Source organism: Streptomyces sp. NPDC002671 (genome assembly GCF_053592475.1).
Genome location: NZ_JBSFVU010000007.1, coordinates 43,508 through 69,460 on the forward strand (window position 1 = coordinate 43,508; position 25,953 = coordinate 69,460).

Genomic DNA, 25,953 nt, shown 5'->3' on the forward strand with positions numbered 1-25,953 from the left:
GCGCCGGGAGGTGACGCCCGGCGCTGCACGCCTGGAGGCGGGTCAGCAGCTCGACTTGCCGGCGTAGATCGCCAGCGCCGTGTTGCTGCCCAAGGTGGCGGTGAACTGCCCGGTGGAGTTCACCGCCACCGTCGTGTTGTTCTGGACATTGCAGTAAGTGCCCGCGGGCAGTGACGTCTGGTAGGTGCGGGTCAGGGACGAGGACTCGTGGTTGATCGCCACGTACCCCTTGCTCCCCCGCCCGAAGGCGATGGCGTTGTTGCCGTTGTCCCACCAGTTGGCCACCGGCTCGCCGTGGGTGGCGTTGCGGAAGGCGACCATGCGGATGATCTCCGGCCAGGCGTGCTGGCACTTCCAGCCGTCCTGCCAGCAGGCGTTGACCGTGCCGCCGTTGGGCGGGCCCGCGTCCACGTCCGTCCATTCGTAGCCGGAGTTGATGTCGGGGGCGCCGTAGGGGTAGGCGAGCATGAAGACGTTGGCCAGGGTGTAGTTGGCGCCGTCCTTGTAGTTCAGGGTGCTGCCGTTGCGTTCCGTGTCGTGGTTGTCGACGAAGACGCCCGCGACCGAGCTGCTCAGGTAGCCCCAGCCCTCACCGAAGTTCGTCAGGTAGGCGAGCTTCTCGTTGTTGAAGACCCGCTTGAGGTCGTAGGCGTAGCGGAACTCCTGGACGTCGCCGTTGCCGGTGTACTCCGACGGCTGGACGGCCTCGCCCGCACCATAGATGACCTCCTGCTTCCAGTAGACGGAAGGATTCGTCAGGCGGCTCTTGATGTTGGCGAGGTCGGCTGCGGGGATGTGCTTCGCCGCGTCGATGCGGAAGCCGTCGACGCCCAGAGTCAGCAGGTCGTTCATGTAGCCCGCGATCGTCTTGCGGACGTACTCCTCGCCGGTGTCCAGGTCGGCGAGGCCCACCAGTTCGCAGTGCTGGACGTTCCAGCGGTCGGCGTAGTTGGTGACCTGGGACATGCAGTCGTCGAAGTCGTAGACCGAGTACAGGCCGGGGTAGTCGTACTTCGTGTACGACGAGCCTCCCGTGCCGGTGCCGGAGCCTGCCGACATGTGGTTGACCACCGTGTCGACGACGACCTTCAGGCCCGCCGCGTGGCAGGTGTTCACCATGTTCTGGAAGGAGGTGCGGTCGCCGAGGCGGCCCGCGATCTTGTACGACACCGGCTGGTACGAGGTCCACCACTGCGAGCCCTGTATGTGCTCAGCGGGTGGGGAGACTTGGACGTAGCCGTAGCCGGCGGGCCCGAGAGTGTTGGTGCATTCCCTGGCGACCGAGTCGTATTTCCACTCGAAGAGGACGGCGGTGACGTCCTTGGTGCCGGGCGGGGCCGCCTCGGCGATGCCCGCGGGGAGGGTCAGTGAGACCGCCATGACGGCCGCGAGTGCGGTCGTGGCGGCCAGAGTTCTCCTGGCCATGTGCGCTCCTGCACGTCTTCGTGCGCATGGGGATGTGGGGTGTGGGGGTGAGGCGTGGGGTGGGGTGGGGCGGACCGTATCCCTTGCCGTCAGGTTTCAGCAAGATGTGGAAAGGATTGCGAACAGCCGGCCAAGTCACCTGGATGCGCGCGGGGCCGTCCGCTCGTAGATCGCGCCACCCGGCGCGTACCAGCCCGCCTTCTTGCGGACCGTCGGGCTCGGGTCCTGGGCGCGGGACGTCTCCAGGGCGGTGACGGCGCGGGGTTCGGTGTGCGCGAACTTGCCGACGAGCTCGGCGGCCCTCGCCCGGACGTGCGGGTCGGGGTCGCCGGCCAGGTGCCGCAGCGCGGGTTCGAGGACCTGGCCCGCGCCGGGTGCGCAGGTGTCGCCCTTGCAGCGGTCGCAGGCGAGAGCGTGGAACGCGGCAATCCTGACCCGGGCGTCGGGGTCGTCGGCCATCGTGATGAGCAGGCTCATGGACTCGGTGTCGACCAGGTGGTCGAGGAGGCGGCAGCAGCCCTCGCGGACGGCCGGGTCCGGGTGGCGCAGGCCGGCGCGGATGGCGGCCAGGGCGTCGGCGCCGCGGCCCAGCAGTGCGCGGTAGGCCGCGGTGGCGCGCTGCGGGTCGCCCAGGCAGGAGACGAGGGCTTCGTTGTCGGTGCTGACGAATCCGAGCACGCCGTCAGTGTCGGGGCGGGCGGTGGAGCGCGGCAACGGGATTTCGGGCTGCGGTGCCCCTGGGTGACCGGTTGCGTACCCGTGGAAAACCGGGGTGGGCGTCGGCCCGCGCGCGCATCGCCGCAGCCCAGGCGACACATGCCGGTAACGGAAGCGTCACGCTTGCGGGATCTGCCAGAAAGTTTCTTGCAATGTCTTTCGCAAGGACTTGCAGGCCTGTTAATTTCCATCCGCGCCCGGCGGCCGTCGATGGGACAGACGGCACCCGCGGTCTTCCCAAGGGATGATCCGGGCACCTCTCTTCTAGGAGCTCATATGCGACGTGGCATATCGATCGCCGCCGCGGTCAGTGTGATCGCCCTCGCCGCCACCGCCTGCGGCAGCTCGGACGACAACTCGTCCAGCACCCCGAAGGACCCCAAGGCCGTCTCCGGCACGATCACGTACTGGGACACTTCGGACGCGGCGACCGAGGCCCCGGCGTACAAGGCCCTGATCAAGCAGTTCGAGGCCAAGTACCCGAAGATCCACGTGAACTACCAGAGCGTCCCGTTCACCGACGTGGAGCAGAAGTTCAAGTCGGCCGCGAAGAGCGGGAAGGGTGCCCCGGACGTCGTCCGCACCGACGTCGGCCTCATGGCGGAGTACGCCTCGCTCGGCTACATCGCCCCGCTGGACGGCACACCCGCGCTGAAGAACACCTCGGACTTCAACGACGGCCCGATGAACACCGCCAAGTACAACGGCAAGACCTACGGCGTCCCGTCGGTCACCGACACCCTGGGCCTGCTGTACAACAAGGCCCTGTTCAAGAAGGCCGGCATCGCGAAGGCGCCGACCACCTGGGACGAGTTCATCGCCGACTCGAAGACCATCAAGAAGAAGACCGGGGCCTACGGCACCTACGTCAACCCGGACTCGTACTTCCTGCTCCCGCTGCTCTACAGCAACGGCGCGGACATGGCCGACCCGGCCGCGAAGAAGATCACGATCAGTGACGCCAACGCCGTCACCGCGCTGACCACCGCGAAGAAGATCTACGACGAGGCCTCGATGAAGGTCGACTTCGCGAACGCCTACCAGAACATGCAGACGGCGTTCAAGACCGGCAAGATCGCCATGCTGATCCAGGGCCCGTGGTCCGTCAGCGACGACCTGAGCGGCTCGGCGTTCAAGGGCAAGGAGTCGGACCTCGGCTACGCGCCCGTCCCGGCCGGTGCCGGCGGCAAGGCGCAGGCCCCGACCGGCGGCCACAACCTCGCGGTCTACCAGGGTTCGAGCAACCTGGCGGCGAGCTACCTGTTCACCGAGTTCATGACCTCGACGCAGAGCCAGGTCACGATCGCGGAGAAGACCGGCACGCTGCCCACGCGCAAGTCGGCCTACACCTCCGAGGTCACCGCCAACGGCAAGATCGCCGGCTTCAAGCCGATCCTGGAGCAGACCGCCCGCCCGCGGGTCGCGCTGCCGCAGGTCGGTTCGCTCTTCACGCCGCTCCAGCAGAACTACGCGAAGATCCTGCAGGGCGACGCGTCGGTGAAGTCCGGCCTGGACGCCACCGCCAAGGAGTTCAAGGCGCTTCTGCCCGGCTACTCGATCGGCTGACCCCACCGGCCGTAGACCGTAGGCCGTAGCCGAACGGCAACCGAAGACCACGCAGCCCCGGGGACACCTTTCCCCGCTGCCGCCCCGAACGGGGCTCCCCGGGGCTGCGGGTATCCCCAGACTTCCGCCGCGAAAGAGCCGATGAGGATGACGACCGCAGCGAGCACCGGACAGACCGAGAAGACAGCGCGAGACGACACGTCCTCGCGCCCCGCGCGCGTTTCGGCGCTCAGGCGGTCCTGGGAGAAGTACTGGTACGCCTGGGCGATGGTGACTCCGGTCGCCATCGTGATCGGCGTACTGGTGCTGTATCCCCTCGGGTACGGCTTCTACCAGTCGCTGACCGACGCGAACGAGGCGAACGTCGCCACCACGATCGGCGCCTTCCACCGCCCGGCGACGTACAAGTTCGTCGGCTTCGACAACTACTGGCACATCCTGTCGGGCGCGGACGGCGACTTCTATCCGCGGCTGGTGTGGACAGTCGTGTGGACGGTGTCCTGCGTCGCCCTCCAGGTCGGCCTCGGCATGGGGCTCGCGGTGCTCCTCAACCGCAAGATGCGGCTGCGCGGCTTCTACCGCGCGATGCTGATCCTGCCCTGGGCGGTGCCGTCGTTCATCGGCGTCTTCGCCTGGCGGCTCATGCTCAACTCCCAGTACGGCGTCTTCAACGACATCCTCACCTCCGTCGGCCTGCCGGCCCAGGACTGGCTGGGCACCTCGCTCGCCCAGAAGGTCGCCGTCATCATGGTGAACGTCTGGATCGGCATCCCGTTCAACATGGTCGCCGTGCTCGGCGGCCTGCAGTCGATCCCCAAGGAGCTGTACGAGGCCGCCGAGATGGACGGCGCCTCGCCCTGGCAGCGGTTCGTCAACGTCACGCTGCCCGGACTGCGTCCCGTGACGAACACGGTGATCCTGCTGGGCTGCATCTGGACGTTCAACATGTTCAACGTCATCTATCTGCTGCTGGGCAACAACACCACCGGCGACACCGACATCCTCGTCACCTTCGCCTTCCGCAAGGCCTTCACCGGGATCTCGGACTACGCGGGAGCGGCCACGTACGGGATCATCATCCTCGCGCTGCTGATGGCCTTCTCGACCTTCTACCGCCGCAACACCCTGAAGTCCGAGCAGGCGTAAGGAGCCATCGTCATGACCGCAGCAACGCACGAGTCCGCCGCGCCGGCTCCCTCCGCCACGCAGTCCGCCTCCGCCGCCCGCCCGCGCAAGGTGCGCGGCCGTGAGGAGCGCGGCCTCGGGGCGTCGATCGCCCTGCACGGCACGCTGGTCCTGGCCACGGTGATCGCGGCCTTCCCCGTGGTGTGGATCCTGTTCATCTCGCTCGGCCCGAAGAACGCCTGGCAGCAGCCGAGCGAGGTGCTGAAGCACCTCAGCTTCCACAACTACAGCGACGTACTGAACCATTCGGACCTGCCGAAGTGGTTCCTGAACACGGTCATCGTCGCGGGCGGCACCACGCTGCTCGGCGTGTTCCTCGCGGCGACCGCCGGATACGCGGTGTCCCGGATGAAGTTCCCGGGCAGCCGACAGCTGATGTGGACCTTCCTGGTCACCCAGATGTTTCCCAGTATCGTGCTGATCGTGCCGCTGTACCTGCTGATGTCCGAGTTGAACCTGCTGGACAACTACCTCGGGCTGATCCTGGCGTACGCGACGACGGCGGTGCCGTTCTGCGCCTGGATGATGAAGGGCTACTTCGACACCATCCCGAAGGAGATAGACGAGGCGGGCCGGGTGGACGGTCTGACCCCGTTCGGCACGTTCTGGCGGCTGATCGTGCCGCTGGCCCGGCCGGGTCTCGCGGTGACCGCGTTCTACAGCTTCCTCACCGCCTGGGGCGAGGTCGCGTACGCCACGCAGTTCATGCAGTCCGACCACTACACGCTCGCCGTCGGCATCCGCACCTTCGCCCAGGACCAGCGTCCCGACTGGGCGTGGACCTCGGCCACCGCGATCATCATCACCGTTCCGGCCGCCATCGTGTTCCTGCTGGTGCAGCGCAGCCTGGTCTCCGGTCTGACCGCCGGCGGCACGAAGTCCTGACCGCCCGGCCCGGCCCCCCTTCGCAAGCTTCTCTGTCGTTCCCCTCGTACACCTAAGGGAATCCCATGACCCAGCACGTCACCGACACAGTCCCCACCGACGCCTCCTCCGACGCCTCCGGGCACCGGGAGTGGTGGCGCGACGCGGTCATCTACCAGGTCTACCCGCGCAGCTTCGCCGACGCCGACGGCGACGGCATGGGCGACCTGCCCGGCATCCGTTCCCGGCTGCCGTACCTGAAGAAGCTCGGGGTGGACGCGGTGTGGCTGTCGCCGTTCTACGCCTCCCCGCAGGCGGACGCGGGCTACGACGTCGCCGACTACCGGGCCGTCGACCCGATGTTCGGCACGCTCACCGACGCCGACGACCTGGTGCGCGACGCGCACGCGCTGGGTCTGAAGGTCATCGTGGACGTCGTACCCAACCACTGCTCCGACCAGCACGAGTGGTTCAAGCAGGCGCTGCGCGAGGGCCCCGGCTCGCCGCTCAGGGACCGCTTCCACTTCCGGCCCGGCAAGGGCGCGGCCGGTGAACTGCCGCCCAACGACTGGGAGTCCATCTTCGGCGGCCCGGCCTGGACGCGGGTCGCGGACGGCGAGTGGTACCTGCACCTGTTCGCGCCGGAGCAGCCCGACTTCAACTGGGAACACCCGGCGGTGCACGACGAGTTCCGCTCCATCCTGCGGTTCTGGCTCGACCTGGGCATCGACGGCTTCCGCATCGACGTGGCCCACGGTCTGGTGAAGGCGGCCGGGCTGCCGGACATCGGCCACGACGAGCAGGTCAAGCTGCTCGGCACCGAGGCCGTGCCGTACTTCGACCAGGACGGGGTGCACGAGATCTACCGCGGCTGGCGGCGGATCCTCGACGAGTACCAGGGTGAGCGGATCGCGGTGGCCGAGGCGTGGACGCCGACCGTGGAGCGCAGCGCGCTGTACATCCGCCCGGACGAGCTGCACCAGGCCTTCAACTTCACCTATCTGACCACCGGTTGGGACGCGGCCGAGCTGCGTGACGTCGTCGACCGCTCGCTCGGTGCGATGAACGCCGTGCACGCGCCCGCGACCTGGGTGCTGTCCAACCACGACGTGGTCCGGCACGCCACGCGCCTCGCGGAAGGGGACGAGGCGCGCGGTCTGCGCCGGGCCCGGGCGGCGACCCTGCTGATGCTGGCGCTGCCCGGCTCGGCGTACCTCTACCAGGGCGAGGAGCTGGGCCTGCCGGAGGTCGTGGACCTGCCCGACGAGGTGCGCCAGGATCCGGCGTTCTTCCGCAGCTCGGGCCAGGACGGCACCCGGGACGGCTGCCGGGTGCCGCTGCCATGGTCGGGCACGAAGGCGCCGTTCGGCTTCGGTCCCGTCGAGGGCGGGCCGAGCTGGCTGCCGCAGCCGGCGGACTGGAAGCACCTGACGGTGGAGGCGCAGGAGGGCGACCCGACCTCGACGCTGGAGTTCTACCGCAGCGCCCTCGCGGTGCGCCGCGAGCACCCGGCGCTCGGCGCGGGCCGCCAGGTGACCTGGCTGGACAGCCCGGAGGGCGTGCTGGTCTTCCGCCGTGACACGGCCGAGGGCTCCTTCGTGTGCACCGTGAACCTCACCGCCGGCCCGGTCTCCGTGCCGACCCCGGGCACCGTGCTGCTGGCGAGCGCCGACGTGTCCGCGGGGGCCGAAATCACCGAGCTGCCCGCTGATTCCACCACGTGGTGGGCAGTCTGAGATGCGACCGGTACAGTCCAATCCTGTGACCACACGGCTAGCCGACATCGCAGCGCAGGCGGGGGTCAGCGAGGCGACCGTCAGCCGCGTCCTGAACGGCAAGGCGGGCGTCGCCGCGACCACCCGTCAGTCCGTGCTGGCCGCGCTTGACGTCCTGGGCTACGAGCGGCCCGTCCGGCTGCGGCAGCGCAGCGAGGGCCTGGTCGGCCTGATCACCCCGGAGCTGGAGAACCCGATCTTCCCGGCGCTGGCCCAGGTCATCGGGCAGGCGCTGACCCGGCAGGGCTACACCCCGGTGCTCGCCACCCAGACCCCCGGCGGGTCGACGGAGGACGAGCTGACCGAGATGCTGGTGGACCGCGGGGTCGCGGGGATCATCTACGTCTCCGGGCTGCACGCGGACACCACCGCCGACATGCAGCGCTACGAGCGGCTGCGCGCGCAGGGCGTGCCGTTCGTGCTGGTGGACGGGTTCTCTCCGAAGGTGCAGGCGCCGTTCATCTCCCCCGACGACCGGGCCGCGATGACGCTGGCGGTGACGCATCTGGTGTCGCTGGGCCACACCCGGATCGGGCTGGCGCTCGGGCCGAAGCGGTTCGTGCCGGTGCAGCGCAAGATAGAGGGCTTCGTCCGCGCGATGCAGGACCAGTTGGGGCTGGACGCTCACACCGTCGAGACGGAGCTGGTGCAGCACTCGCTGTACACCCTTGAGGGTGGTCAGGCGGCGGCGACCGCGCTGATCAACCGGGACTGCACGGCGGTGGTGTGCGCCAGCGACATGATGGCGCTCGGCGCCATACGCGCGGCCCGGCAGCGGGGTCTGGAGGTGCCCCGGGACGTGTCCGTGGTGGGCTTCGACGACTCCCCGCTCATAGCGTTCACCGACCCGCCGCTGACCACGGTCCGCAAGCCGGTCCCGGCGATGGGGCAGGCGGCGGTGCGCACGTTGCTGGAGGAGATCGGCGGGACGCCCGCGCCGCACAGTGAATTCGTGTTCATGCCGGAGCTGGTGGTGCGTGGTTCGACCGCTTCGGCGCCGAATGTCCTCCGTACGTCGTAGGAGTCGCGGCACGTACCCAACCTTGGGATGATCGGCCGGAGAAGTCTTTTCTGGCAGACTCTGTGCCTATGAGTGACCCCACGGTGACAGATCCGGACGGTCGCGAGGATGTGGCCGCTTCGCGGTCCGTCACGGATGAGTACGGGCATGGGCTCGGGCAGAGGTTGCGGGGCCGGCTGCGCACGCCGCGGCGGCCCCGGCTGTGGTTCGAGGTCCTGCTGATCGCGGTGAGTTACTGGACGTACTCACTGATCCGCAACGCGGTCCCGGAACAGCGGGGCGAGGCGCTACGCAACGCCGACTGGATCTGGCGCCAGGAGCACCATCTGGGCATCGCCGTCGAGGAGTCGGTCAATCACGCCGTGAACTCGGCGACTTGGCTGATCATCGGCATGAACTACTACTACGCCACCCTGCACTTCGTGATCACGCTGGGTGTGCTGGTGTGGCTGTACCGGTGGCATCCCGGCCGGTACGCGGCGGCCCGGCTGGTGCTGTTCGCGACCACAGGTGTGGCCCTGGTCGGTTACTACCTGTTCCCGCTCGCTCCCCCGCGGTTGATGCACGGCGGCGACTTCGTCGACACGGTCATGGCGCACCACACCTGGGGCTCGATGGCCTCCGGCGATCTGAAGGACATGTCGAACCAGTACGCGGCGATGCCGTCGATGCACATCGGCTGGTCGCTGTGGTGCGGGCTGACGATCTTCGCGCTGGCCTCGGTGCCGTGGGTGCGGCTGCTGGGGCTGCTGTATCCGCTGACCACCCTGACGGTGATCGTCGCCACGGCCAACCACTTCTGGCTGGACGCGGTGGGGGGTGTGCTGTGCCTGGGCTTCGGGTTCTCGGTGGCGCGGGTGTGGTTCGGCGGGCTGCCTCATACCCTGCCCCGGCTGGTACCGGTGCCCGCAGCCGAGCCCGAGCCTGCTCAGGCCGTGTCGCCGTAGAACAGTTCCGCCACCACCGCGCGCGCCCTGCGGGTCGTACGGCGGTACGCGTCCAGCATGTCCCCGGCGTGCCCGGCGCCGTAGCCCAGGTAGCGGCCGACGGCGGACAGCTCGCGGGGGGCGGTGGGGAAGGTGTCCCCGGCCCGGCCGCGGACCAGCATCACGGCGTTGCGCACCCGGCCGGCCAGCACCCAGGCCTCGTCCAGCACGGCCGCGTCCTCCGTGGAGATCAGCCCGGCCTCGTGGGCGGCGGCCAGGGCCTCGCGGGTGCGGGTGGTGCGCAGGCCCGGCTCGTGCCAGCCGTGCCGCAGCTGGAGCAGCTGGACGGTCCACTCGACGTCGGACAGGCCGCCGGGGCCGAGCTTGGTGTGCAGCTTGGGGTCGGTGCCGCGCGGCAGCCGCTCGGACTCCATGCGGGCCTTCAGCCGGCGGATCTCGCGGGCGGCGTCGTCGCCGAGCCCCTGGACCGGGTAGCGCAGCGGGTCGATCAGCTCGATGAACCGGCGGCCCAGGTCCTCGTCCCCGGCGACCGGCTCGGCGCGCAGCAGCGCCTGTGACTCCCAGACGAGGGACCAGCGGCGGTAGTACGCCTCGTACGACTTCAGGGTGCGCACCAGCGGGCCGGACTTGCCCTCCGGGCGCAGGTCGGCGTCGATGAGCAGCGGCGGGTCGGCGCTGGGCAGTTGCAGCAGGCGGCGCATCTCGGCGACGACCTTGTTGGCCGCGGCGGCGGCCTCCTGCTCGTCGACGCCCTCGCGCGGCTCGTGCACGAACAGCACGTCGGCGTCGGAGCCGTAGCCCAGCTCGTGTCCGCCGAAGCGGCCCATCCCTATGACCGCGAAACGGGTGGGCAGCGTGTCGCCCCAGCCGTCCCGGACCACCGCGCGCAGGGTGCCCGCGAGGGTGGCGGCGGTCAGGTCGGAGACGGCGGCGCCGACCCGGTCGATCAGGGCGCCCTGGTCGGCCTCGGCGGCGCTGTTCTCGGTGCCGTAGGAGCCGATGATGTCGGCGGCGGCCGTACGGAACAGCTCGCGGCGGCGCACGCCCCGGGCCGCGGTGACGCCCTGCTCGGCATTCTCGGCGCGGCCGACGGCGGCGAGGATCTCCTGCTCCAGCGGGGCGCGGTCGCGCGGCTCCAGACCGCCGCCGCCCGGGCCCGCGCCGTCGGACTCGCCGAGCAGGGCCACCGCCTCGGGGGCGCGCATGAGCAGGTCGGGGGCGAGGCGGCCGGCCGACAGGACGCGGGCGAGGTTCTCCGCCGCCGCGCCCTCGTCCCTGAGCAGACGCAGGTACCAGGGGGTCTTGCCGAGGGCGTCGGAGACCTTGCGGAAGTTGAGCAGGCCCGCGTCGGGGTCGGCGGAGTCGGCGAACCAGCCGAGCAGGACGGGCAGCAGGGTGCGCTGGATGGCCGCCTTGCGGGTCACGCCGGAGGCGAGCGCCTCAAGGTGGCGCAGGGCTGCGGCGGGGTCGTGGTACCCGAGGGCGACGAGGCGTTCGCGCGCCGCCTCGGCGCTCAGCCGGGCCTCGCCCGGGGCGAGTTGGGCGACCGCGTCGAGCAGCGGGCGGTAGAAGAGCTTCTCGTGCAGGCGGCGGACGACGGTCGTGTGCCGCCGCCACTCGCGGTTCAGCTCGGCCACCGGGTCGGCGCGCAGGCCCAGAGAGCGGCCGAGGCGGCGCAGGTCCGGCTCGGCCACCGGGACGAGGTGGGTGCGGCGCAGCCGGTAGAGCTGGATGTGGTGCTCCATGGAGCGCAGGAAGCGGTAGGCGTCGTCCAGCTGGAGGGCGTCGGCGCGGCCCACGTAGCCGCCGGCGGCGAGGGCCTGGAGGGCGTCGAGGGTGGTGCCGCTGCGCAGGGACTGGTCGGCGCGGCCGTGCACCAGCTGGAGGAGCTGCACGGCGAACTCGACGTCCCTGAGGCCGCCGGGGCCGAGCTTGAGCTCGCGCTCGATCTCCGCGGCGGGGATGTTCTCCACGACCCTGCGGCGCATCTTCTGGACGTCGGCGACGAAGTTCTCGCGCTCCGCCGCCTTCCAGACGAGGGGTTCGAGCGCGTCGATGTAGGCCCGGCCGAGGTCCGCGTCGCCGGCCACCGGGCGGGCCTTGAGCAGGGCCTGGAACTCCCAGGTCTTGGCCCAGCGCTGGTAGTAGGCGAGGTGGCTGCTGAGGGTGCGGACCAGGGGGCCGTTGCGGCCCTCGGGGCGGAGGTTGGCGTCGACCGGCCAGATCGAGCCCTCGACCGTCGTCTCGGAGCAGATCCGCATCATGTGCGAGGCCAGTCTGGTCGCGGAGCGCAGGGCTTTGGCCTCGTCGCCGCCCTCGGCCGCCTCTCCTACGAAGATCACGTCGACGTCGGAGACGTAGTTCAGCTCGTGGCCGCCGCACTTGCCCATCGCGATCACCGCGAGGCGGCAGGCGGCGGCGTCCTCGGGGGCGTCGGCCTCGGCGAGTGCCAGGGCCGCGCGGAGGGTGGCCGTGGCGAGGTCGGCGAGTTCCGCGGCCGTCTCGGCCACGTCCGTGGTGCCGCAGACGTCCCGGGCGGCTATGGAGAGCAGGCAGCGGCGGTAGGCCACGCGGAGGGAGACGGGGTCGGTGACCTCGGCCAGGCCGCGCTCGAACTCCTCCACGCCGGGGTGGAGGTCGCGGGGCTCGTACGTGACCAGGGCCGCCCAGTCGCGGGGGTGGCGGGCGAGGTGGTCGGCCAGGGCGGCGGAGGCGCCGAGGACGCCGAGGAGGCGGTCGCGCAGCGGCTTGGCCGCGATGAGGGTGTCCAGCAGTTCGCGGTGGGCCGTGGGGGTGGGCTGGGCCTCCAGGAGGCGGACCAGGCCGTGCAGGGCGAGGTCGGGGTCGGGGGTGGCGCCCAGGGCTTCCAGGAGGACCGGGTCGTTGCGGACGGGGGTCAGCTCGGGGCCGTCCAGGAGGCGCTCGGCGGCGGACGGGTCGGTGAAGCCGTGCCGCAGCAGACGCGTGAAGGTACTGCTCCTGCGCCCCGGCGTCATCCGCGGCCTCCCCTCGGATCAAGGTCGTCCTGCGCCGAGCCTAACCGGAGTTCATCTGCTCTTCATCCGTCCGGTTGGACCGCTTGACTCCCGGGCATGTTGGCGTGTGCATGCTCTGTCCGCACCGCCAGCCCCTGTCTCTCCCCCCCACCCGGAGGTTGATGTGTCCGGCAGTTCCGTGTACCGCCGCACCCGTACGGTCGTGGCCTCCGCAGCGGCCTTCGCCGCCGCCGCGGTCGGTCTGTGGACCGGGATCGGCAGCGAGTCCGCGCACGCCGCGGGCGCCGTGCCCAGCCCGGACCACGTCGTCGTCGTGGTCTTCGAGAACCACGCCTACAGCCAGATCATCGGCTCTTCCAGCGCCCCGTACATCAACTCGCTCAAGTCCGGCGGCGGTCTCCTCACACAGTCCTACGGCATCACCCACCCCAGCCAGCCCAACTACCTCCAGCTGTTCTCCGGCTCCAACCAGGGCGTCACGGACGACAGCTGCTACACCCCCGGCTTCTCCTCCGCCGCGAACCTGGCCTCCGAGCAGCTCGCCGCGGGCCGGACCTGGGCCAGCTACAACGAGACCCTGCCCAGCCAGGGCTCGACCGTGTGCAGCAGCGGCAACTACGCCCGCAAGCACAACCCGTGGTTCGCCTTCAGCAACGTGCCGACGTCGAGCGCCAAGACGTTCACCCAGTTCCCGACCGACTACACGACGCTGCCCCAGATGTCGTTCGTGGTCCCCAACCTGTGCAGCGACATGCACGACTGCTCGGTGTCCACCGGTGACACCTGGCTGAAGAACAACCTCGGCGCCTACGCCACGTGGGCCAAGACCCACAACAGCCTCCTGGTCGTCACCTTCGACGAGGACAACCGGCTGAGCGGCAACCGGATCGCGACCGTGCTCTACGGCCAGCCGGTGACCGCCGGGTCCAGCACCGCGACCACCTACAACCACTACGACGTGCTGCGCACCCTGGAGGACACCCAGGGTCTGACCACGCACGCGGGCAACGCGGCCTCCGCCAAGGACATCACCGGCATCTGGGCGCCGTGACGTGTACGTAGCGGACAGTCGCGCGAGTGCGCCGGCGTCCGCGGACGGCGCCGCCCGGCCCCTCGCCGGGCGGCGCCGTGCCGCGCTCGCCCCGACGGTGCTCGCCCTCGGAACGGTCAGCCTGGTCACCGACGTCTCGTCCGAGATGGTCACCGCGGTGCTGCCGCTGTACCTGGTCACCAGCCTCGGGTTGTCTCCGCTGGGCTTCGGTCTCCTGGACGGTGTCTACAACGGGTTCTCGGCGCTGGTCCGGCTGGTGGGCGGACATCTGGCGGACCGGGGCGGCGGGCGGCACAAGTGGGTGGCCGGGTTCGGCTACGGCATCTCGGCCGTGTGCAAGCCGTTGCTGCTCGTCGCGCACTCGCTCACGCCCATCGGCCTCATTCTGGCCGCCGACCGCACCGGGAAGGGGCTGCGTACCGCCCCGCGAGATGCCCTCATCTCGCTGTCCAGTGCGCCGGAGGAGCGTGGCCGCGCATTCGGGGTGCACCGGGCCATGGACACCGCCGGGGCGCTGCTCGGGCCGTTGGTGGCCTTCCTGATCCTGCGGGCCACCGTGGACGGCTACGACGCCGTCTTCACGGTCAGCTTCTGCGTCGCGGTGCTGGGAGTGCTGGTCCTGGTGCTCTTCGTGCCGGGTGGGGCCAGGGGGAAGCAGGAGACACCGGCCGAGCGTCCCACCCTGCGGGCCGCCGTGGGGCTGCTTGGGCAGCGCGATCTGCGGCGGATCACCGTGTGCGCGTTGCTGCTGGGCCTCGCCACGGTCAGCGACTCGTTCGTGTACCTGCTGCTGCAGCGCAGGCTCGGGGTCCCGGACCGCTGGTTCGCGCTGCTGCCGCTCGGCACGGCCGCCGCGTTCCTGCTGCTCGCGGTGCCGCTCGGGCGGCTAGCGGACCGGGTGGGCCGGTGGACCGTGTTCCTGGCCGGTCATGGCGCGCTGCTGCTGGCGTATGCGCTGCTGCTCACCTCGTGGCACGGGAGCGGTCTGCCGTACGTCGTGCTCGCCCTGCACGGCGGCTTCTACGCGGCCACCGACGGCGTACTGATGGCGGTGGCCTCGGCGAGCGTGCCGGAGGCACTGCGCTCCTCCGGGCTGGCGCTCGTACAGACCGGGCAGGCGATGACCCGGTTCGCCTGTTCGCTGCTGTTCGGCGCGGCCTGGACGGCGTGGGGCGACCGTACGGCGCTGGCCGGGGCAGCGGTGGCGCTGGCGGCGTGTGCCGCGTACTCCCTCACCCTGCGACCGCGAAACGAACGGGAAGGCACCTCGACCGCATGACCGTACGCACCCGCATCCTCGTCCTGCTCTCGGCCGTCGTCGCCCTGGCGGCGGTCGGGGTGGCGTCCGTGCTGCACGCCTCGGCGCGGGCGGACCGCCGCAACCACACCCAGGCGGGCGGCCCGCAGATCACCCCCGGCACGGTGACCCTGACAGAGCACGGGCGGATGGTCTTCCGGAACATGGCGTGGGGGCCCCATCGCGACGAGCTGGTGTCGGTCCCGGCGAACGACCCGGCCGGTCCGCGTACCGCCTCCGGGGTCAAGTGCCTGCGGTTCTACGCCGCTTCGGGCACCGGAGTGTGTCTCCAGGCGGTGCACGGGCCGGTCTCGGACACCTACCGTGCACTGATCCTGGACGCCCGCCTGAAGGAGCGCGACCGCTACGACGTTCCCGGCATCCCCTCCCGCGCCCGGGTCTCCCCCACCGGGCACTACGCCGCGTGGACGGCGTTCGTGGGCGGTGACTCGTACGCCGGTACGAACTTCTCCACGCGCGCCGCGATCGTGGACACCCGCACAGGCGAGCTGATCTCGTCCCTGGAGACCTTCCGGATCATCAAGTACGGGCACTCGTACCGGTCCGCGGACGCGAACTTCTGGGGGGTGACGTTCGCGTCGGACGACCGCACCTTCTACGCCACGATGGCGACCAAGGGGAAGACGTACCTGATCCGCGGGGATCTGCGTGCCCGTACGGTCACCACCGTGCACACCAACGTCGAGTGTCCTTCGCTTTCGCCCGACGGCACCCGCATCGCGTTCAAGAAGCGCGTCAAGGGCCTGTCCAAGGATGCTCCCTGGCGTCTTTACGTGCTCGATCTGCGGACGATGAGGGAGACCCCGCTCGGGGTGTCCCGCAGCGTGGACGACCAGGCCGTGTGGGAGGACGACCGGACGATCGTCTACGCCCTGCCCGGGGACTTCGGCGCCGATCTGTACCAGGTTCCGGCGGACGGGTCGGGGCAGCCGCGGCGGATCGCCCGCTCGGCCGTGTCTCCGGCCTTCCTCGGGGACACGGGGGCGGTGTCCTGACCGTCAGTAGTCCAGGCCGGCGTACCAGTCGCCACGCCCGCCCGGTGTCAGGTCCAGGAGGTGCCAGACGGGGTTGAGCAGGTCGATGCCGCGCTGGTCGATGTCCTCGGCCATGCGCGGGTGAGCGGAGTAGAAGTGGCGGACCGTGCCGTCGGCGTCCCGGGTGAAGACCGAGACGGTGGAGTCCTGTGCGCCGTCCTCGTCCTCGCTGCCGAGGTCGTACTTGAAGGTGCTGTCACCGCAGCTGAGCAGCCGGAGCCGGGACCAGCCCCGGTTGCGGGCGTGCCGGCGCAGGGTGGGCGGGTCGGCCGCGGCGGCGATGGCGAAGTCGGCGTTCTGCGCGATCTGGTGGGCTACGCCGTTGAAGCCGTCGATCCACAGGGTGCACATCGGGCAGGGGTCGGTCTGCCCTTTGCCGTACATGAAGTGGTAGATGATCAGCGGGCGGTCCGGCGCGGTGAACAGCTCGCTCAGGGCGACCTCGCGGACGGGGGTGTCGCCCAGGTCGAGGGCGGCCGGGCCTTCGAGGAAGCGGTAGTCGTCGACGGCGGGGCCCGGGGGCAGTGACCGGCGCAGGGCCGCGACGTTCTCCCGGTGCCGCATGAGCTCGATCTCGGCGAGCCGGAGTTCCTCGCGGGCGACGAGCTGCTCCTCGGTCTCGCCGGGCAGTCGGGTCTGCCGCAGCATCACGTCCTCCTGGGTGGGAAGCCTCCTACGTTTCCACGGTGTGCCTGCGAGCGAGCGGGCGCCACCGCGCGGCCCTCTGTCGGTCGCGCGTCGGCCCCCTCGGAACCACACTGGTCATCGGGGCGCCTCGCCAAAGGCGCGTGCCCGCGACAAAAGGACGGACCCATGCCCACAGACACGCATCCCGGCCCCCTGCGATTCCTGGTCTTCGGTGCGGCGCTGCGGGCCGATTCGGCCAACGCCCGCCTCGCCTCCCTCGTGGCCCGGCTCATCTCCGACACCGGTGCCACCGTCGACCTCGCCCACATGCGCGACTTCGACATGCCCTTGTACGACGGCGACAGGGAGGCCGACGAAGGGCTGCCGCGCGGCGCCCTCGCCCTGCGCGACCGGCTTGAGCAGAGCGACGCCTTCGTCATTTCCTCACCGGAGTACAACGCCTCCGTGCCGGGAGTACTGAAGAACGCGATCGACTGGGTCTCCCGTGTCCGGCCGCAGCCGTTCAAGACCAAGCACGCGATGCTCGTCTCCGCCTCGCCGTCCCTGGTCGGCGGCAACCGCGGGCTGTGGGCCCTGAGGATTCCCCTGGAACACCTGGGCACCCGCGTCTACCCGGACATGTTCAGCGTGGCCGACAGCTACCAGGCCTTCACCGAGGACGGAGCGCTGGCCGACGCCGGGCTGCAGCAACGTCTCACCGAGACCGTGGCGGGCTTCCTCAGCCTCGTCGAGGCGGACGTGCGCTACGTCTGCCTGGAACGCCGGTGGTACGAGTTCCTGGGAGACCGCACCGAGGCAGCCATCACCCAACGGGCCGAGGCGTAGCGGGCCGGGTTCACAGGCGCACGATGACCAGGGCGGTGTCGTCGGTGGCGCCACCGGGTGGGAGCAGGTCGTCGAGCACGGCGTCGGCGAGGGCTTCGGGGTCGTCCGCCCGGTGGCGGGCCAGGGAGTCGGCGAGCCGGGCGAGGCCGGTGTCGATGTCTTCGCGGCGGCGTTCGATCAGGCCGTCGGTGTAGAGCACGAGAACGGCGCCCTCGCAGAAGGCCGCGACATCCTGGATCCGGGGGGCGTGTTCAGGGCGGGCGGCCAGTGGCGGGTCGGTGGCCTGGTCCAGGAACTCGACGGTCCCGTCCCTCTGCAGGAGCCCGGGTGGGGGGTGGCCGGCACTGCTGTAGGTGATGGTGCGGGTCTCCCAGTCGATGAATGCCGTGGCCACGGTGGTGTTCTCGGCGCCGTCGACGGTGCGCGCGTACAGCCCGAGGACTTCCAGGGCGCGGGCGGGGCCTTCGGCGACGAGGGAGACGGCGGTGAGGGCGCTGCGCAGCTGTCCCATGACGCCGGCGGCGGGCAGGCCGTGGCCGACGACGTCACCGACGGCGACGGCGATGCGATCGCCGGGCAGGTCGACCAGGTCGTACCAGTCGCCGGCCACATTCAGCGCTTCGGCGGCGGGCCGGTAGCGTACGGCCGCCGGATGCCGACCGACCGGGCGGGGAGCGGGCAGCATGGCTTGTTGCAGGGTCAGCGCGACTTCACGGGCGCGGATGAGTTCGGTGACGTCCTCCACCCGGTGCAGCAGCAGCGTCACCCGCCCGTCAGGTCCGAACACGGGAACGTTGGTCAGGTTGAAGTACCGCTCGTCCCAGACCCCGGGCTGCTCGGGGTCCTCCACGTCGTAGCGCTGCAGCGCCACGATGCTGCGCTCACCGGTGTCCGCCGTCCGGCGCAGTGACGCCAGAATCCTGAGCAGGAGAGGCTCGACGGGGTCTTTTTCGGGATGGTCCTCGGGCAGGAAATGGCCGATCACCTGCTCGCGGGGGCGGCCCCGGATGCGCAAGAACTCTGCGTTGGCGTCCGCGTAGATCAGCTCCGGGGTCACCAGCGCCACCGCCCCGGGAAGGGCCTGGAACACCGCCGCGTAGTCGACCGCCGGTACCTTCATGACTTCCCTGCCTTGCTACGGCACAGCTGCGTCTCCTTTCACGATACGAGCGGGCAGTCACAGCTCGCCCCATGAGCGCCGGACCACATCCGGCACAGGTGCAGGACACTTCGGGGCCGGCGGTCCGCGACCGCCGGCCCCAAGAGGTCGTTTCGCCGAAAGCCGGCCCTGACCTGCGCCTACAGCACCGGCAGGTTCTTGCGCAGCTCGAACGCCGTGACCTCCGAGCGGTACTCCTCCCACTCGGAGCGCTTGTTGCGCAGGAAGAAGTCGAAGACGTGCTCGCCGAGGGTGTCGGCGACCAGGTCGCTGCGCTCCATGAGGGAGAGGGCCTCGCCCAGGTTCTGCGGGAGGGGCTCGATGCCCATCGCGCGGCGCTCGGCGTCGGAGAGGGCCCAGACGTCGTCCTCGGCGCCCGGCGGCAGCTCGTAGCCCTCCTCGACACCCTTCAGGCCGGCGGCGAGGAGGACGGCGTAGGCCAGGTACGGGTTGGTGCCCGAGTCGAGGGAGCGGACCTCGATGCGCGCGGAGCCGGTCTTGCCGGGCTTGTACATCGGGACGCGGACGAGGGCCGAACGGTTGTTGTGGCCCCAGCAGATGTACGACGGGGCCTCACCGCCGGCGCCGGCGGTGCGTTCGGCGCCGCCCCAGATGCGCTTGTAGGAGTTCACCCACTGGTTGGTGACCGCGGAGGTCTCCGCCGCGTGCTTGAGCAGGCCCGCGATGAAGGAGCGGCCGACCTTGGAGAGCTGGTACTCGGAGCCGGACTCGTAGAACGCGTTCCGGTCGCCCTCGAAGAGGGAGAGGTGCGTGTGCATGCCGCTGCCGGGGTGCTCGGAGAACGGCTTCGGCATGAAGGTGGCCTGGACGCCCTGCTCCAGCGCGACCTGCTTCATGACCAGGCGGAACGTCATGATGTTGTCGGCGGTGGAGAGCGCGTCGGCGTAGCGCAGGTCGATCTCCTGCTGGCCGGGGGCGCCCTCGTGGTGGGAGAACTCGACCGAGATGCCCATCGACTCCAGCATGGTGATCGCCTGGCGGCGGAAGTCCATGCCGACGTTGGTCGGGGTGTGGTCGAAGTAGCCCGAGTTGTCGGCCGGGGTGGGGCGGGAGCCGTCGAGGGGGCGGTCCTTCAGCAGGAAGAACTCGATCTCCGGGTGGGTGTAGAAGGTGAAGCCCAGGTCGGAGGTGCGGGCGAGGGCGCGCTTGAGTACGTAGCGCGGGTCGGCGAAGGACGGGGAGCCGTCCGGCATGAGGATGTCGCAGAACATGCGGGCGGTGCCGGGGGCCTCGGCACGCCAGGGCAGGATCTGGAAGGTGGAGGGGTCCGGCTTGGCGATCATGTCGGACTCGTAGACGCGGGCGAAGCCCTCGATGGCGGAGCCGTCGAAGCCGATGCCCTCGTCGAAGGCCTGCTCCAGTTCGGCGGGGGCCACGGCGACCGACTTGAGGAAGCCCAGCACGTCCGTGAACCACAGGCGTACGAACCGGATGTCGCGCTCCTCCAAGGTCCGGAGCACGAACTCCTGCTGCTTGTCCATCTTCCGCTTCCCCATCCTTGCTGGTCAGGCCGCCTGTCCGCCGTAGCACGGGAGGCGGTCGGGCACCTGAGCATCCCACCACAACACCATTTCATGCGCGTTGCAGACCTTGATCGCACGAGCGTCTTCGGGCTGAACGCCTGTCGTCCGGCAGGTGTACTGCTCTGTCGCCCATCTTGCCTGCTCGGACCGGTATCCGTAATGGCCGATCCGGCTTCCGCACAAGGGCCGACCGGCCCAAGTGCCGCGTGAGGGACCCCACCCCGATTTAAGTTGCATCTCAGATGCAACTTTATTAATTTGCATCGCAGATGCAAGTTTTCATCCCGTCCTGATCAGCCCCGATCAGAGGAGTCCCGATGCTGACCGAGCCGTCCGCCGCCACCGTCCGCGCCACCCTGCCCGCCGTCGCCGGAGCCATCGGCGAGATCACCGAGCGCTTCTACGCCCGCCTCTTCGCCGCCCACCCCGAGCTGCTGCGGAACCTGTTCAACCGGGGCAACCAGGCCTCCGGCGCCCAGAAGCAGGCCCTCGCCGGCTCCATCGCCGCCTTCGCCGTGCATCTGCTGGACCACCCGGACCAGCGGCCCGACGCCCTGCTGAGCCGCATCGCGCACAAGCACGCCTCCCTGGGCGTCAGGCCCGAGCAGTACGAGGTCGTCCACGAGCACCTCTTCGCCGCCATCGCCGAGATCCTCGGCGAGGCTGTCACGCCCGAGGTGGCGGCGGCCTGGGACGAGGTCTACTGGCTGATGGCGAACGCGCTCATCGCGATCGAGCGGCGGCTGTACGAGGAGAGCGGCGGGCCCGTGTGGCGGGAGTGGGAGGTCGTGACGCGGGTCGCCGAGACCGCGGACGTCGCCACCTTCCGGCTGCGGCCGGTGGACGGGGGTCCGGTGGCCGGCTTCCGCGCCGGGCAGTACGTCTCCGTCCGCGTCGCCCTTGCGGACGGCGCCCGGCAGATACGCCAGTACAGCCTCTCCGGGGCCCCGGGCGAGACGGTCCGGCAGATCAGCGTCAAGCGCGTGCACGACGGTACGGCGCCCGACGGCGAGGTCTCCAGCCACCTCCACGCGCACGTGCGCGAGGGCGACGTCGTCGAACTGTCCGAGCCGTACGGCGACCTCGTGCTCGGCGCCACCGGCGACCGTCCCCTGCTGCTCGCCTCCGCGGGCATCGGTGTGACCCCGATGGTGGCGATGCTCGCCGCGCTCGCGGCCGACGGCCACCGCGCCCCGGTCACCGTCGTGCACGGCGACCGCTCCCCCGCCGACCACGCCCTGCGCACCGACCACGTGGCATACGCCGGGAAGCTGCCCGAGGCGTCCGTGCACCTCTTCTACGAGCGCGACGCCGAGCCCGGCACCCGTACCGGACTGGTCGACCTGGCCGGCATCGACGTACCGGCGGGCACGCGCGCGTACCTGTGCGGCCCGCTGCCCTTCATGCGCGCGGTCCGCGCCCAGCTGATCGAGCAGGGCGTGGCCCCGGCCGACATCCACTACGAGGTGTTCGGCCCGGACCTGTGGCTGGCCCAGGGCTAGGTCCTGTCGTCAAATTCCCGTCGTCCGCCCGCAGGGCGGGCCCCGCGGCGTCTGGTGCGTGCGATCGCAAGGCGCCGGAGCGTCCGCGTGGCGGAGTCACGTGGGCGCTCCGGCAACGCGGCGAGCGTGCGTGCCAGACGCCGCGGGGCAGGCGGGAATTTGACGACAGGGCCTAGGCGGCCGGCGGCCTGCTGGAGATGCCCAGGAGCAGCGGGCCCGTCGGCTCGGCGACGATCTCCTCGATCGTCACCGGGTCGAGCGTGGCGAAGAACGCCTCCTGGGCCCGGCGCAGCGCGCCCCTCAGGCGGCAGCCGGTGTTCAGGGGGCAGGGGTGCTCCCCCTCGCACTCGACCACCTCGCCGTCGCCCTCGAAGGTGCGCACGACCTTGCCGACGGACACCGTGCGGCCCCGCTCGGTGAGGCTCAGGCCGCCGCCCCGGCCCCGGCGGGCGTCGACCAGGCCCAGGTGCTGGAGCTCGGCGACGACCTTCGCGGCATGCGTGTAGGGCACGCCCATGTCCTCCGCCACCTGGCGGGTCGTGGGCGTGGTGTCGCCGACCGTGGCGAGGCGCATGAGGAAGCGCAGGGCCAGATCGGTGGAGCGGAGCAGCCGCATACCGCGAGGGTAGGTAATGGGCATCCGGGGTTCAAATTTATCCGGTGGATATCCTGCCCTTGCCTACGGTGGGACACGTCTGGCGCATTACGATCGGTGCGCCCCACCGTCCACGCCCCTTTCCCCCCAGAAGGACACGTCTCATGGGTTCCGCCAAGAACAAGAGCAGCGCGGCGCGCAAGGCGCGAATAGAGGAGATGCGGCGCGCCGAGCGCGCCCGCGAGCGCCGCGGCCGGGCGCTCACCATCGGCGCGTCCGTGGTGATAGTCGCCGGTCTGGTGGTCGGCGGCGTGGTCCTCGTGAACTCGCAGTCCGACGACAGCAAGAACGAAGCCTCCGGGCACTGGGTCACCGCCGCGGACGGCGTGAAGACCTGGTCCGGCAAGCTGGGCCGGACGCACGTCACGGGCAAGGTGTCGTACCCGATGCACCCGCCGGTCGGCGGCAACCACAACCCGGTCTGGCTGAACTGCAACGGCGACGTCTACACCAAGCCGGTGCAGGACGAGAACGCGGTGCACGCCCTGGAGCACGGCGCGGTCTGGGTGACGTACACCAGCAAGGCGAACAAGGCCGACGTCGACGCGCTCGCCGCCAAGGTCAAGAAGACGCCGTACTCGCTGATGAGCCCGTACGAGAACCAGGCCGCCCCGCTGACCCTGTCGGCCTGGGGCCACCAGGTGAACGTGAAGAGCGCGAGCGACCCCGAGGTGAACAAGTTCTTCTCCACCTACGTGCAGGGCAAGCAGACGCCCGAGCCGGGCGCCTCCTGCACCGGCGGAGCCATGAAGTGATGCGGCGGCACGTCGGCTGGATCGCGGGAGCCGCGGCGGCAGTGCTCGTCGCGGCCGGCGCGGTCACCTACTCGCTCGCCGAGGGCGGCGGGGACGACACGCCGGGTGCGGAGTCGGCGGACGCCGGGTTCGCACGGGACATGGCCGTGCACCATCAGCAGGCCGTGGAGATGTCGTACATCATCCGCGACCGCACGACCGACGCGGACGTGCGACGCCTCGCCTACGACATCGCGCAGACGCAGTCCAACCAGCGCGGCATGATGCTGGGCTGGCTGGATCTGTGGGGGCTGCCGAAGGTGTCCGCCGAGCCGCCGATGACCTGGATGGGCATGGGCGACATGGCCGACGGCAAGGACGGCGCGCTGATGCCTGGCATGGCGACCAACACCGACCTGAAGAAGCTCCAGTCGCTGAAGGGCAAGCAGGCGGAGATCCTCTACCTCCAGCTGATGACGAACCATCACAAGGGCGGCATCCACATGGCCGAGGGGTGTGTCGTCAAGTGCAAGGTCGGCGTGGAGAAGCGGCTCGCGCAGGGCATGGTCGACGCGCAGCAGTCGGAGCTCCAGGTGATGGCCGGCATGCTCAAGGAACGGGGCGCACAACCCCGTTCGTAACACCGCCGTAAGGATAAAAGGCTCAAATCACCCCGGTTGACGATTACTTGAGCTTCTCTTGACTTTTACGTTCCCCTGACATGAACGGTTCATCGAAAGAGTGGCCACCATCGTGTGATCCATTCGCCGGCCGACGCCGCCGCGGGCCGGTGCCCGGAACCACGACGTACCGACCACTACATGCATGCGAACCGCATCGCAGGGGGTTCTATGAGATCCAACCGCGCCAAGGTGCGCGCCAGCGTGAGCATGGCAGCGACACTGCCCATGATCGCCGGCGCGCTGGCGCTGGGCATACCCGCGGCGCACGCCGCGGACAGCCCGGCCCGTAATGCGCTGGCGGGCACCAAGCCCGCGTGGGCCACTGCCACGGCGGACAAGGGCGCCGCAGCCGACAACGCCCAGGTCCACGCCCGGGTCTACCTGGCCGGGCGGGACGCGGCCGGACTCGCCGCCTACGCCAAGGCCGTGTCCGACCCCAGCTCTCCGCTGTACGGCAAGTACCTGAACGCCAAGAAGACGCAGGCCCGCTTCGGGGCCACCAAGGCCCAGGTGGCCGCCGTCAAGTCCTGGCTGAAGTCGGCCGGACTGACCGTCACCGACGTGACCGCGCACTACGTCTCCGTCTCCGGTGACGTGGCCGCCGCCGAGAAGGCCTTCGGCACCCAGCTGCGCAACTACGCCAAGGGCTCGAAGGTTTACCGCGCCCCGGCGAAGACCGCCTCCGTCCCGGCCGGCCTGAAGGGCGCCGTCCTGACCGTCACCGGTCTGGACACCGCCCCGCACAAGTCGACCCACGACGACCAGCTGCCGCCGCCGGACGCCGTGTTCAAGAACTCCGGGCCGTTCTCCTCGTACTACGGCTCGAACATCGCGAGCACGCTGCCGGACGCGTACGGCCAGAAGATCCCGTACGCCATCAAGGGCTACACCGGCAAGCAGCTGCGCGCCGCCTACGGCGCGGGCACCTACACCGGCAAGAACGTGCGCATCGCCATCACGGACGCGTACGCCTCGCCGACCATCGCCTTCGACGCGGGCACCTACGCGATGAAGAACGGTGACGCGGCCTGGAAGACCGGTCAGCTGCACCAGTCGCTGCCGAAGAACTACACCAAGACCAAGGAGTGCGGCGCGGCCGGCTGGTACGGCGAGGAGACCCTCGACGTCGAGGCCGTGCACGCGGTCGCGCCGGCCGCCGACGTCACCTACGTCGGTGCGGCGTCCTGCTACGACGCCGACCTGCTCGACTCGCTCAGCAAGGTCGTCGACAACCACCTGGCCGACATCGTCTCCAACTCCTGGGGCGACGTCGAGGCCAACCAGACGCCGGACCTGGCCGCCGCGTACGACCAGGTCTTCCAGCTGGGCGCGGTCCAGGGCATCGGCTTCTACTTCTCCTCCGGTGACGACGGCGACCAGGTCGCCAACACCGGTACGAAGCAGGTCGACACCCCGGCCAACTCCGCCTGGGTGACCGCGGTCGGCGGTACCTCGCTGGCCGTCGGCAAGGACAACACGTACCAGTGGGAGACCGGCTGGGGCACCGAGAAGGCGGTCCTGTCCGCCGACGGCAAGTCCTGGACCAACTTCCCCGGCGCGTTCAACTCGGGCGCGGGCGGCGGCACCAGCAAGACCGTGGGGCAGCCGTACTACCAGAAGGGCGTCGTCCCGGACTCGCTCGCCAAGGCCAACAGCGCCGACGGCAACCGCGTCGTCCCGGACATCGCGGCCATCGCCGACCCCAACACCGGCTTCCTGGTGGGTCAGACCCAGACCTTCCCGGACGGCACGGAGCAGTACAGCGAGTACCGCATCGGCGGCACCTCGCTGGCCGCGCCGGTGATCGCGGCGATCCAGGCCCTGGCCCAGGAGGCGAAGGGCGGCAAGGCCATCGGCTTCGCCAACCCTGCGATCTACGCCAAGTACGGCAAGAAGGGCGCCTTCCACGACGTCACGGACAACCCGACAGGCTCCGACCTGGCGGTCGCCCGCATCGACTTCGTGAACCGCTACGACGCCACCGGCGGCCTCGCGACCTCGGTCCGCAGCCTCGGCAAGGACAGCTCGCTGAAGGCCGTGAAGGGCTACGACGACGTGACCGGCGTGGGTACGCCTGCGGGCGGGTACGTGCAGTCGTTCCGCCGCCACTGAGTTTCGGTGACGCGCTGATCCGCTGAGCGGAGGGGGCGTGGGGTCTTCGGACCTCACGCCCCTTTGCGTGATCGGTGGATCTGTTCCACCCGTGCAGCGTGAAGGCGCGTGACGTGCAGGCGTTCCCCCTTGCTCGCCTGGGACGAATTCACCAATCACAGCCTGCGCAGCCCAACATGCCCCATCACGGTT

General features: G+C 70.2%; 21 protein-coding genes. 14 read left to right on the plus strand and 7 right to left on the minus strand.

Going from position 1 to position 25,953, the window contains the following annotated elements:
* Positions 1-42: 42 nt before the first annotated feature.
* Positions 43-1,425 (minus strand): alpha-amylase, encoded by a 1,383-nt coding sequence (locus ACWD35_RS12395; RefSeq protein ID WP_451351146.1) that lies wholly within the window; start codon positions 1,423-1,425, stop codon positions 43-45.
* A gap of 135 nt (positions 1,426-1,560) precedes the next feature.
* The gene (locus ACWD35_RS12400) at positions 1,561-2,103 is read right to left on the minus strand and encodes a HEAT repeat domain-containing protein (protein WP_451351147.1); all 543 of its coding nucleotides are present in this window, start codon (positions 2,101-2,103) and stop codon (positions 1,561-1,563) included.
* Between the two features lie 315 nt (positions 2,104-2,418).
* On the opposite strand from ACWD35_RS12400, the gene ACWD35_RS12405 reads away from it, so the two are divergent.
* The 6 genes from ACWD35_RS12405 to ACWD35_RS12430 all read left to right on the plus strand — a co-directional run bounded on the left by ACWD35_RS12405 (position 2,419) and on the right by ACWD35_RS12430 (position 9,500).
* Positions 2,419-3,708 (plus strand): extracellular solute-binding protein, encoded by a 1,290-nt coding sequence (locus tag ACWD35_RS12405; protein ID WP_451351148.1) that lies wholly within the window; start codon positions 2,419-2,421, stop codon positions 3,706-3,708.
* 147 nt (positions 3,709-3,855) lie between these two features.
* A complete protein-coding gene (locus ACWD35_RS12410; RefSeq protein ID WP_451351149.1) occupies positions 3,856-4,854 on the plus strand; it encodes a carbohydrate ABC transporter permease in 999 nt (332 codons plus the stop codon).
* A gap of 12 nt (positions 4,855-4,866) precedes the next feature.
* The gene (locus tag ACWD35_RS12415; RefSeq protein ID WP_451351150.1) at positions 4,867-5,778 is read left to right on the plus strand and encodes a sugar ABC transporter permease; all 912 of its coding nucleotides are present in this window, start codon (positions 4,867-4,869) and stop codon (positions 5,776-5,778) included.
* 65 nt (positions 5,779-5,843) lie between these two features.
* Positions 5,844-7,493, plus strand: a complete 1,650-nt coding sequence (locus ACWD35_RS12420; protein ID WP_451351151.1) for a glycoside hydrolase family 13 protein — start codon at positions 5,844-5,846, stop codon at positions 7,491-7,493.
* A gap of 25 nt (positions 7,494-7,518) precedes the next feature.
* Positions 7,519-8,553 carry a LacI family DNA-binding transcriptional regulator gene (locus tag ACWD35_RS12425; protein WP_451351152.1) on the plus strand — a complete coding sequence of 345 codons (1,035 nt, stop codon included), beginning with the start codon at positions 7,519-7,521 and terminating at the stop codon, positions 8,551-8,553.
* Between the two features lie 68 nt (positions 8,554-8,621).
* On the plus strand, positions 8,622-9,500 hold the full coding sequence (locus ACWD35_RS12430) for a phosphatase PAP2 family protein (protein WP_451351153.1): 879 nt from the start codon (positions 8,622-8,624) through the stop codon (positions 9,498-9,500).
* Here ACWD35_RS12430 and ACWD35_RS12435 read toward each other — a convergent pair.
* Complete coding sequence (locus tag ACWD35_RS12435; protein WP_451351154.1) at positions 9,482-12,496, minus strand: bifunctional [glutamine synthetase] adenylyltransferase/[glutamine synthetase]-adenylyl-L-tyrosine phosphorylase; 3,015 nt, start codon at positions 12,494-12,496, stop codon at positions 9,482-9,484. The two genes, ACWD35_RS12430 and ACWD35_RS12435, sit on opposite strands and share 19 nt — an antisense overlap.
* A 163-nt stretch (positions 12,497-12,659) precedes the next feature.
* On the opposite strand from ACWD35_RS12435, the gene ACWD35_RS12440 reads away from it, so the two are divergent.
* Genes ACWD35_RS12440 through ACWD35_RS12450 form a run of 3 tightly spaced genes read left to right on the plus strand, consistent with a single transcriptional unit; the run spans position 12,660 to position 15,860 of the window.
* Positions 12,660-13,547: an alkaline phosphatase family protein gene (locus ACWD35_RS12440; RefSeq protein WP_451351155.1), complete on the plus strand. Its 888-nt coding sequence runs from the start codon at positions 12,660-12,662 to the stop codon at positions 13,545-13,547.
* 1 nt (position 13,548) lies between these two features.
* Positions 13,549-14,826, plus strand: a complete 1,278-nt coding sequence (locus tag ACWD35_RS12445) for an MFS transporter (RefSeq protein WP_451351156.1) — start codon at positions 13,549-13,551, stop codon at positions 14,824-14,826.
* Complete coding sequence (locus ACWD35_RS12450; protein ID WP_451351157.1) at positions 14,823-15,860, plus strand: TolB family protein; 1,038 nt, start codon at positions 14,823-14,825, stop codon at positions 15,858-15,860. Before ACWD35_RS12445 ends, ACWD35_RS12450 begins: the two co-directional genes overlap by 4 nt.
* A gap of 3 nt (positions 15,861-15,863) precedes the next feature.
* On the opposite strand, the gene ACWD35_RS12455 is transcribed toward ACWD35_RS12450, so the two are convergent.
* Entirely contained in the window at positions 15,864-16,547 is a 684-nt protein-coding gene (locus ACWD35_RS12455) for a DUF899 family protein (protein ID WP_451351158.1), read from the minus strand.
* A 165-nt stretch (positions 16,548-16,712) separates the two neighbouring features.
* Between ACWD35_RS12455 and ACWD35_RS12460 the strand changes: the two genes are divergently transcribed.
* Positions 16,713-17,372, plus strand: coding sequence for an NADPH-dependent FMN reductase (locus ACWD35_RS12460; protein WP_451351159.1), 660 nt, complete (start codon positions 16,713-16,715; stop codon positions 17,370-17,372).
* A 10-nt stretch (positions 17,373-17,382) separates the two neighbouring features.
* On the opposite strand, the gene ACWD35_RS12465 is transcribed toward ACWD35_RS12460, so the two are convergent.
* A complete protein-coding gene (locus tag ACWD35_RS12465) occupies positions 17,383-18,492 on the minus strand; it encodes a PP2C family protein-serine/threonine phosphatase (protein ID WP_451351160.1) in 1,110 nt (369 codons plus the stop codon).
* A 179-nt stretch (positions 18,493-18,671) separates the two neighbouring features.
* Entirely contained in the window at positions 18,672-20,033 is a 1,362-nt protein-coding gene (gene glnA, locus ACWD35_RS12470; RefSeq protein ID WP_451351161.1) for a type I glutamate--ammonia ligase, read from the minus strand.
* Between the two features lie 359 nt (positions 20,034-20,392).
* Here glnA and ACWD35_RS12475 point away from each other — a divergent pair, with 359 nt between their 5' ends.
* A complete protein-coding gene (locus ACWD35_RS12475) occupies positions 20,393-21,577 on the plus strand; it encodes a globin domain-containing protein (protein ID WP_451351162.1) in 1,185 nt (394 codons plus the stop codon).
* 172 nt (positions 21,578-21,749) lie between these two features.
* On the opposite strand, the gene ACWD35_RS12480 is transcribed toward ACWD35_RS12475, so the two are convergent.
* Positions 21,750-22,193 (minus strand): RrF2 family transcriptional regulator, encoded by a 444-nt coding sequence (locus tag ACWD35_RS12480; protein WP_451351163.1) that lies wholly within the window; start codon positions 22,191-22,193, stop codon positions 21,750-21,752.
* A gap of 143 nt (positions 22,194-22,336) precedes the next feature.
* On the opposite strand from ACWD35_RS12480, the gene ACWD35_RS12485 reads away from it, so the two are divergent.
* The 3 genes from ACWD35_RS12485 (at position 22,337) to ACWD35_RS12495 (ending at position 25,761) form a co-directional block, all read left to right on the plus strand.
* Positions 22,337-22,987 (plus strand): DUF3105 domain-containing protein, encoded by a 651-nt coding sequence (locus ACWD35_RS12485; RefSeq protein WP_451351164.1) that lies wholly within the window; start codon positions 22,337-22,339, stop codon positions 22,985-22,987.
* On the plus strand, positions 22,987-23,607 hold the full coding sequence (locus tag ACWD35_RS12490) for a DUF305 domain-containing protein (RefSeq protein WP_451351165.1): 621 nt from the start codon (positions 22,987-22,989) through the stop codon (positions 23,605-23,607). The genes ACWD35_RS12485 and ACWD35_RS12490 overlap by 1 nt, the downstream gene beginning before the upstream one ends.
* 210 nt (positions 23,608-23,817) lie before the next feature.
* A complete protein-coding gene (locus tag ACWD35_RS12495; RefSeq protein WP_451351166.1) occupies positions 23,818-25,761 on the plus strand; it encodes a S53 family peptidase in 1,944 nt (647 codons plus the stop codon).
* Positions 25,762-25,953 lie beyond the last annotated feature (192 nt).

Bases quoted from the DNA above. Each gene is read 5' to 3' on its own strand.
- ACWD35_RS12395 (WP_451351146.1), bottom strand. From the start codon at position 1,425: ATGGCCAGGAGAACTCTGGCCGCCACGACCGCACTCGCGGCCGTCATG.
- ACWD35_RS12405 (WP_451351148.1), top strand. From the start codon at position 2,419: ATGCGACGTGGCATATCGATCGCCGCCGCGGTCAGTGTGATCGCCCTC.
- ACWD35_RS12410 (WP_451351149.1), top strand. From the start codon at position 3,856: ATGACGACCGCAGCGAGCACCGGACAGACCGAGAAGACAGCGCGAGAC.
- ACWD35_RS12415 (WP_451351150.1), top strand. From the start codon at position 4,867: ATGACCGCAGCAACGCACGAGTCCGCCGCGCCGGCTCCCTCCGCCACG.
- ACWD35_RS12420 (WP_451351151.1), top strand. From the start codon at position 5,844: ATGACCCAGCACGTCACCGACACAGTCCCCACCGACGCCTCCTCCGAC.
- ACWD35_RS12430 (WP_451351153.1), top strand. From the start codon at position 8,622: ATGAGTGACCCCACGGTGACAGATCCGGACGGTCGCGAGGATGTGGCC.
- ACWD35_RS12435 (WP_451351154.1), bottom strand. From the start codon at position 12,496: ATGACGCCGGGGCGCAGGAGCAGTACCTTCACGCGTCTGCTGCGGCAC.
- ACWD35_RS12450 (WP_451351157.1), top strand. From the start codon at position 14,823: ATGACCGTACGCACCCGCATCCTCGTCCTGCTCTCGGCCGTCGTCGCC.
- ACWD35_RS12455 (WP_451351158.1), bottom strand. From the start codon at position 16,547: ATGCTGCGGCAGACCCGACTGCCCGGCGAGACCGAGGAGCAGCTCGTC.
- ACWD35_RS12460 (WP_451351159.1), top strand. From the start codon at position 16,713: ATGCCCACAGACACGCATCCCGGCCCCCTGCGATTCCTGGTCTTCGGT.
- ACWD35_RS12465 (WP_451351160.1), bottom strand. From the start codon at position 18,492: ATGAAGGTACCGGCGGTCGACTACGCGGCGGTGTTCCAGGCCCTTCCC.
- glnA (WP_451351161.1), bottom strand. From the start codon at position 20,033: ATGGACAAGCAGCAGGAGTTCGTGCTCCGGACCTTGGAGGAGCGCGAC.
- ACWD35_RS12475 (WP_451351162.1), top strand. From the start codon at position 20,393: ATGCTGACCGAGCCGTCCGCCGCCACCGTCCGCGCCACCCTGCCCGCC.
- ACWD35_RS12480 (WP_451351163.1), bottom strand. From the start codon at position 22,193: ATGCGGCTGCTCCGCTCCACCGATCTGGCCCTGCGCTTCCTCATGCGC.
- ACWD35_RS12485 (WP_451351164.1), top strand. From the start codon at position 22,337: ATGGGTTCCGCCAAGAACAAGAGCAGCGCGGCGCGCAAGGCGCGAATA.
- ACWD35_RS12490 (WP_451351165.1), top strand. From the start codon at position 22,987: ATGCGGCGGCACGTCGGCTGGATCGCGGGAGCCGCGGCGGCAGTGCTC.
- ACWD35_RS12495 (WP_451351166.1), top strand. From the start codon at position 23,818: ATGAGATCCAACCGCGCCAAGGTGCGCGCCAGCGTGAGCATGGCAGCG.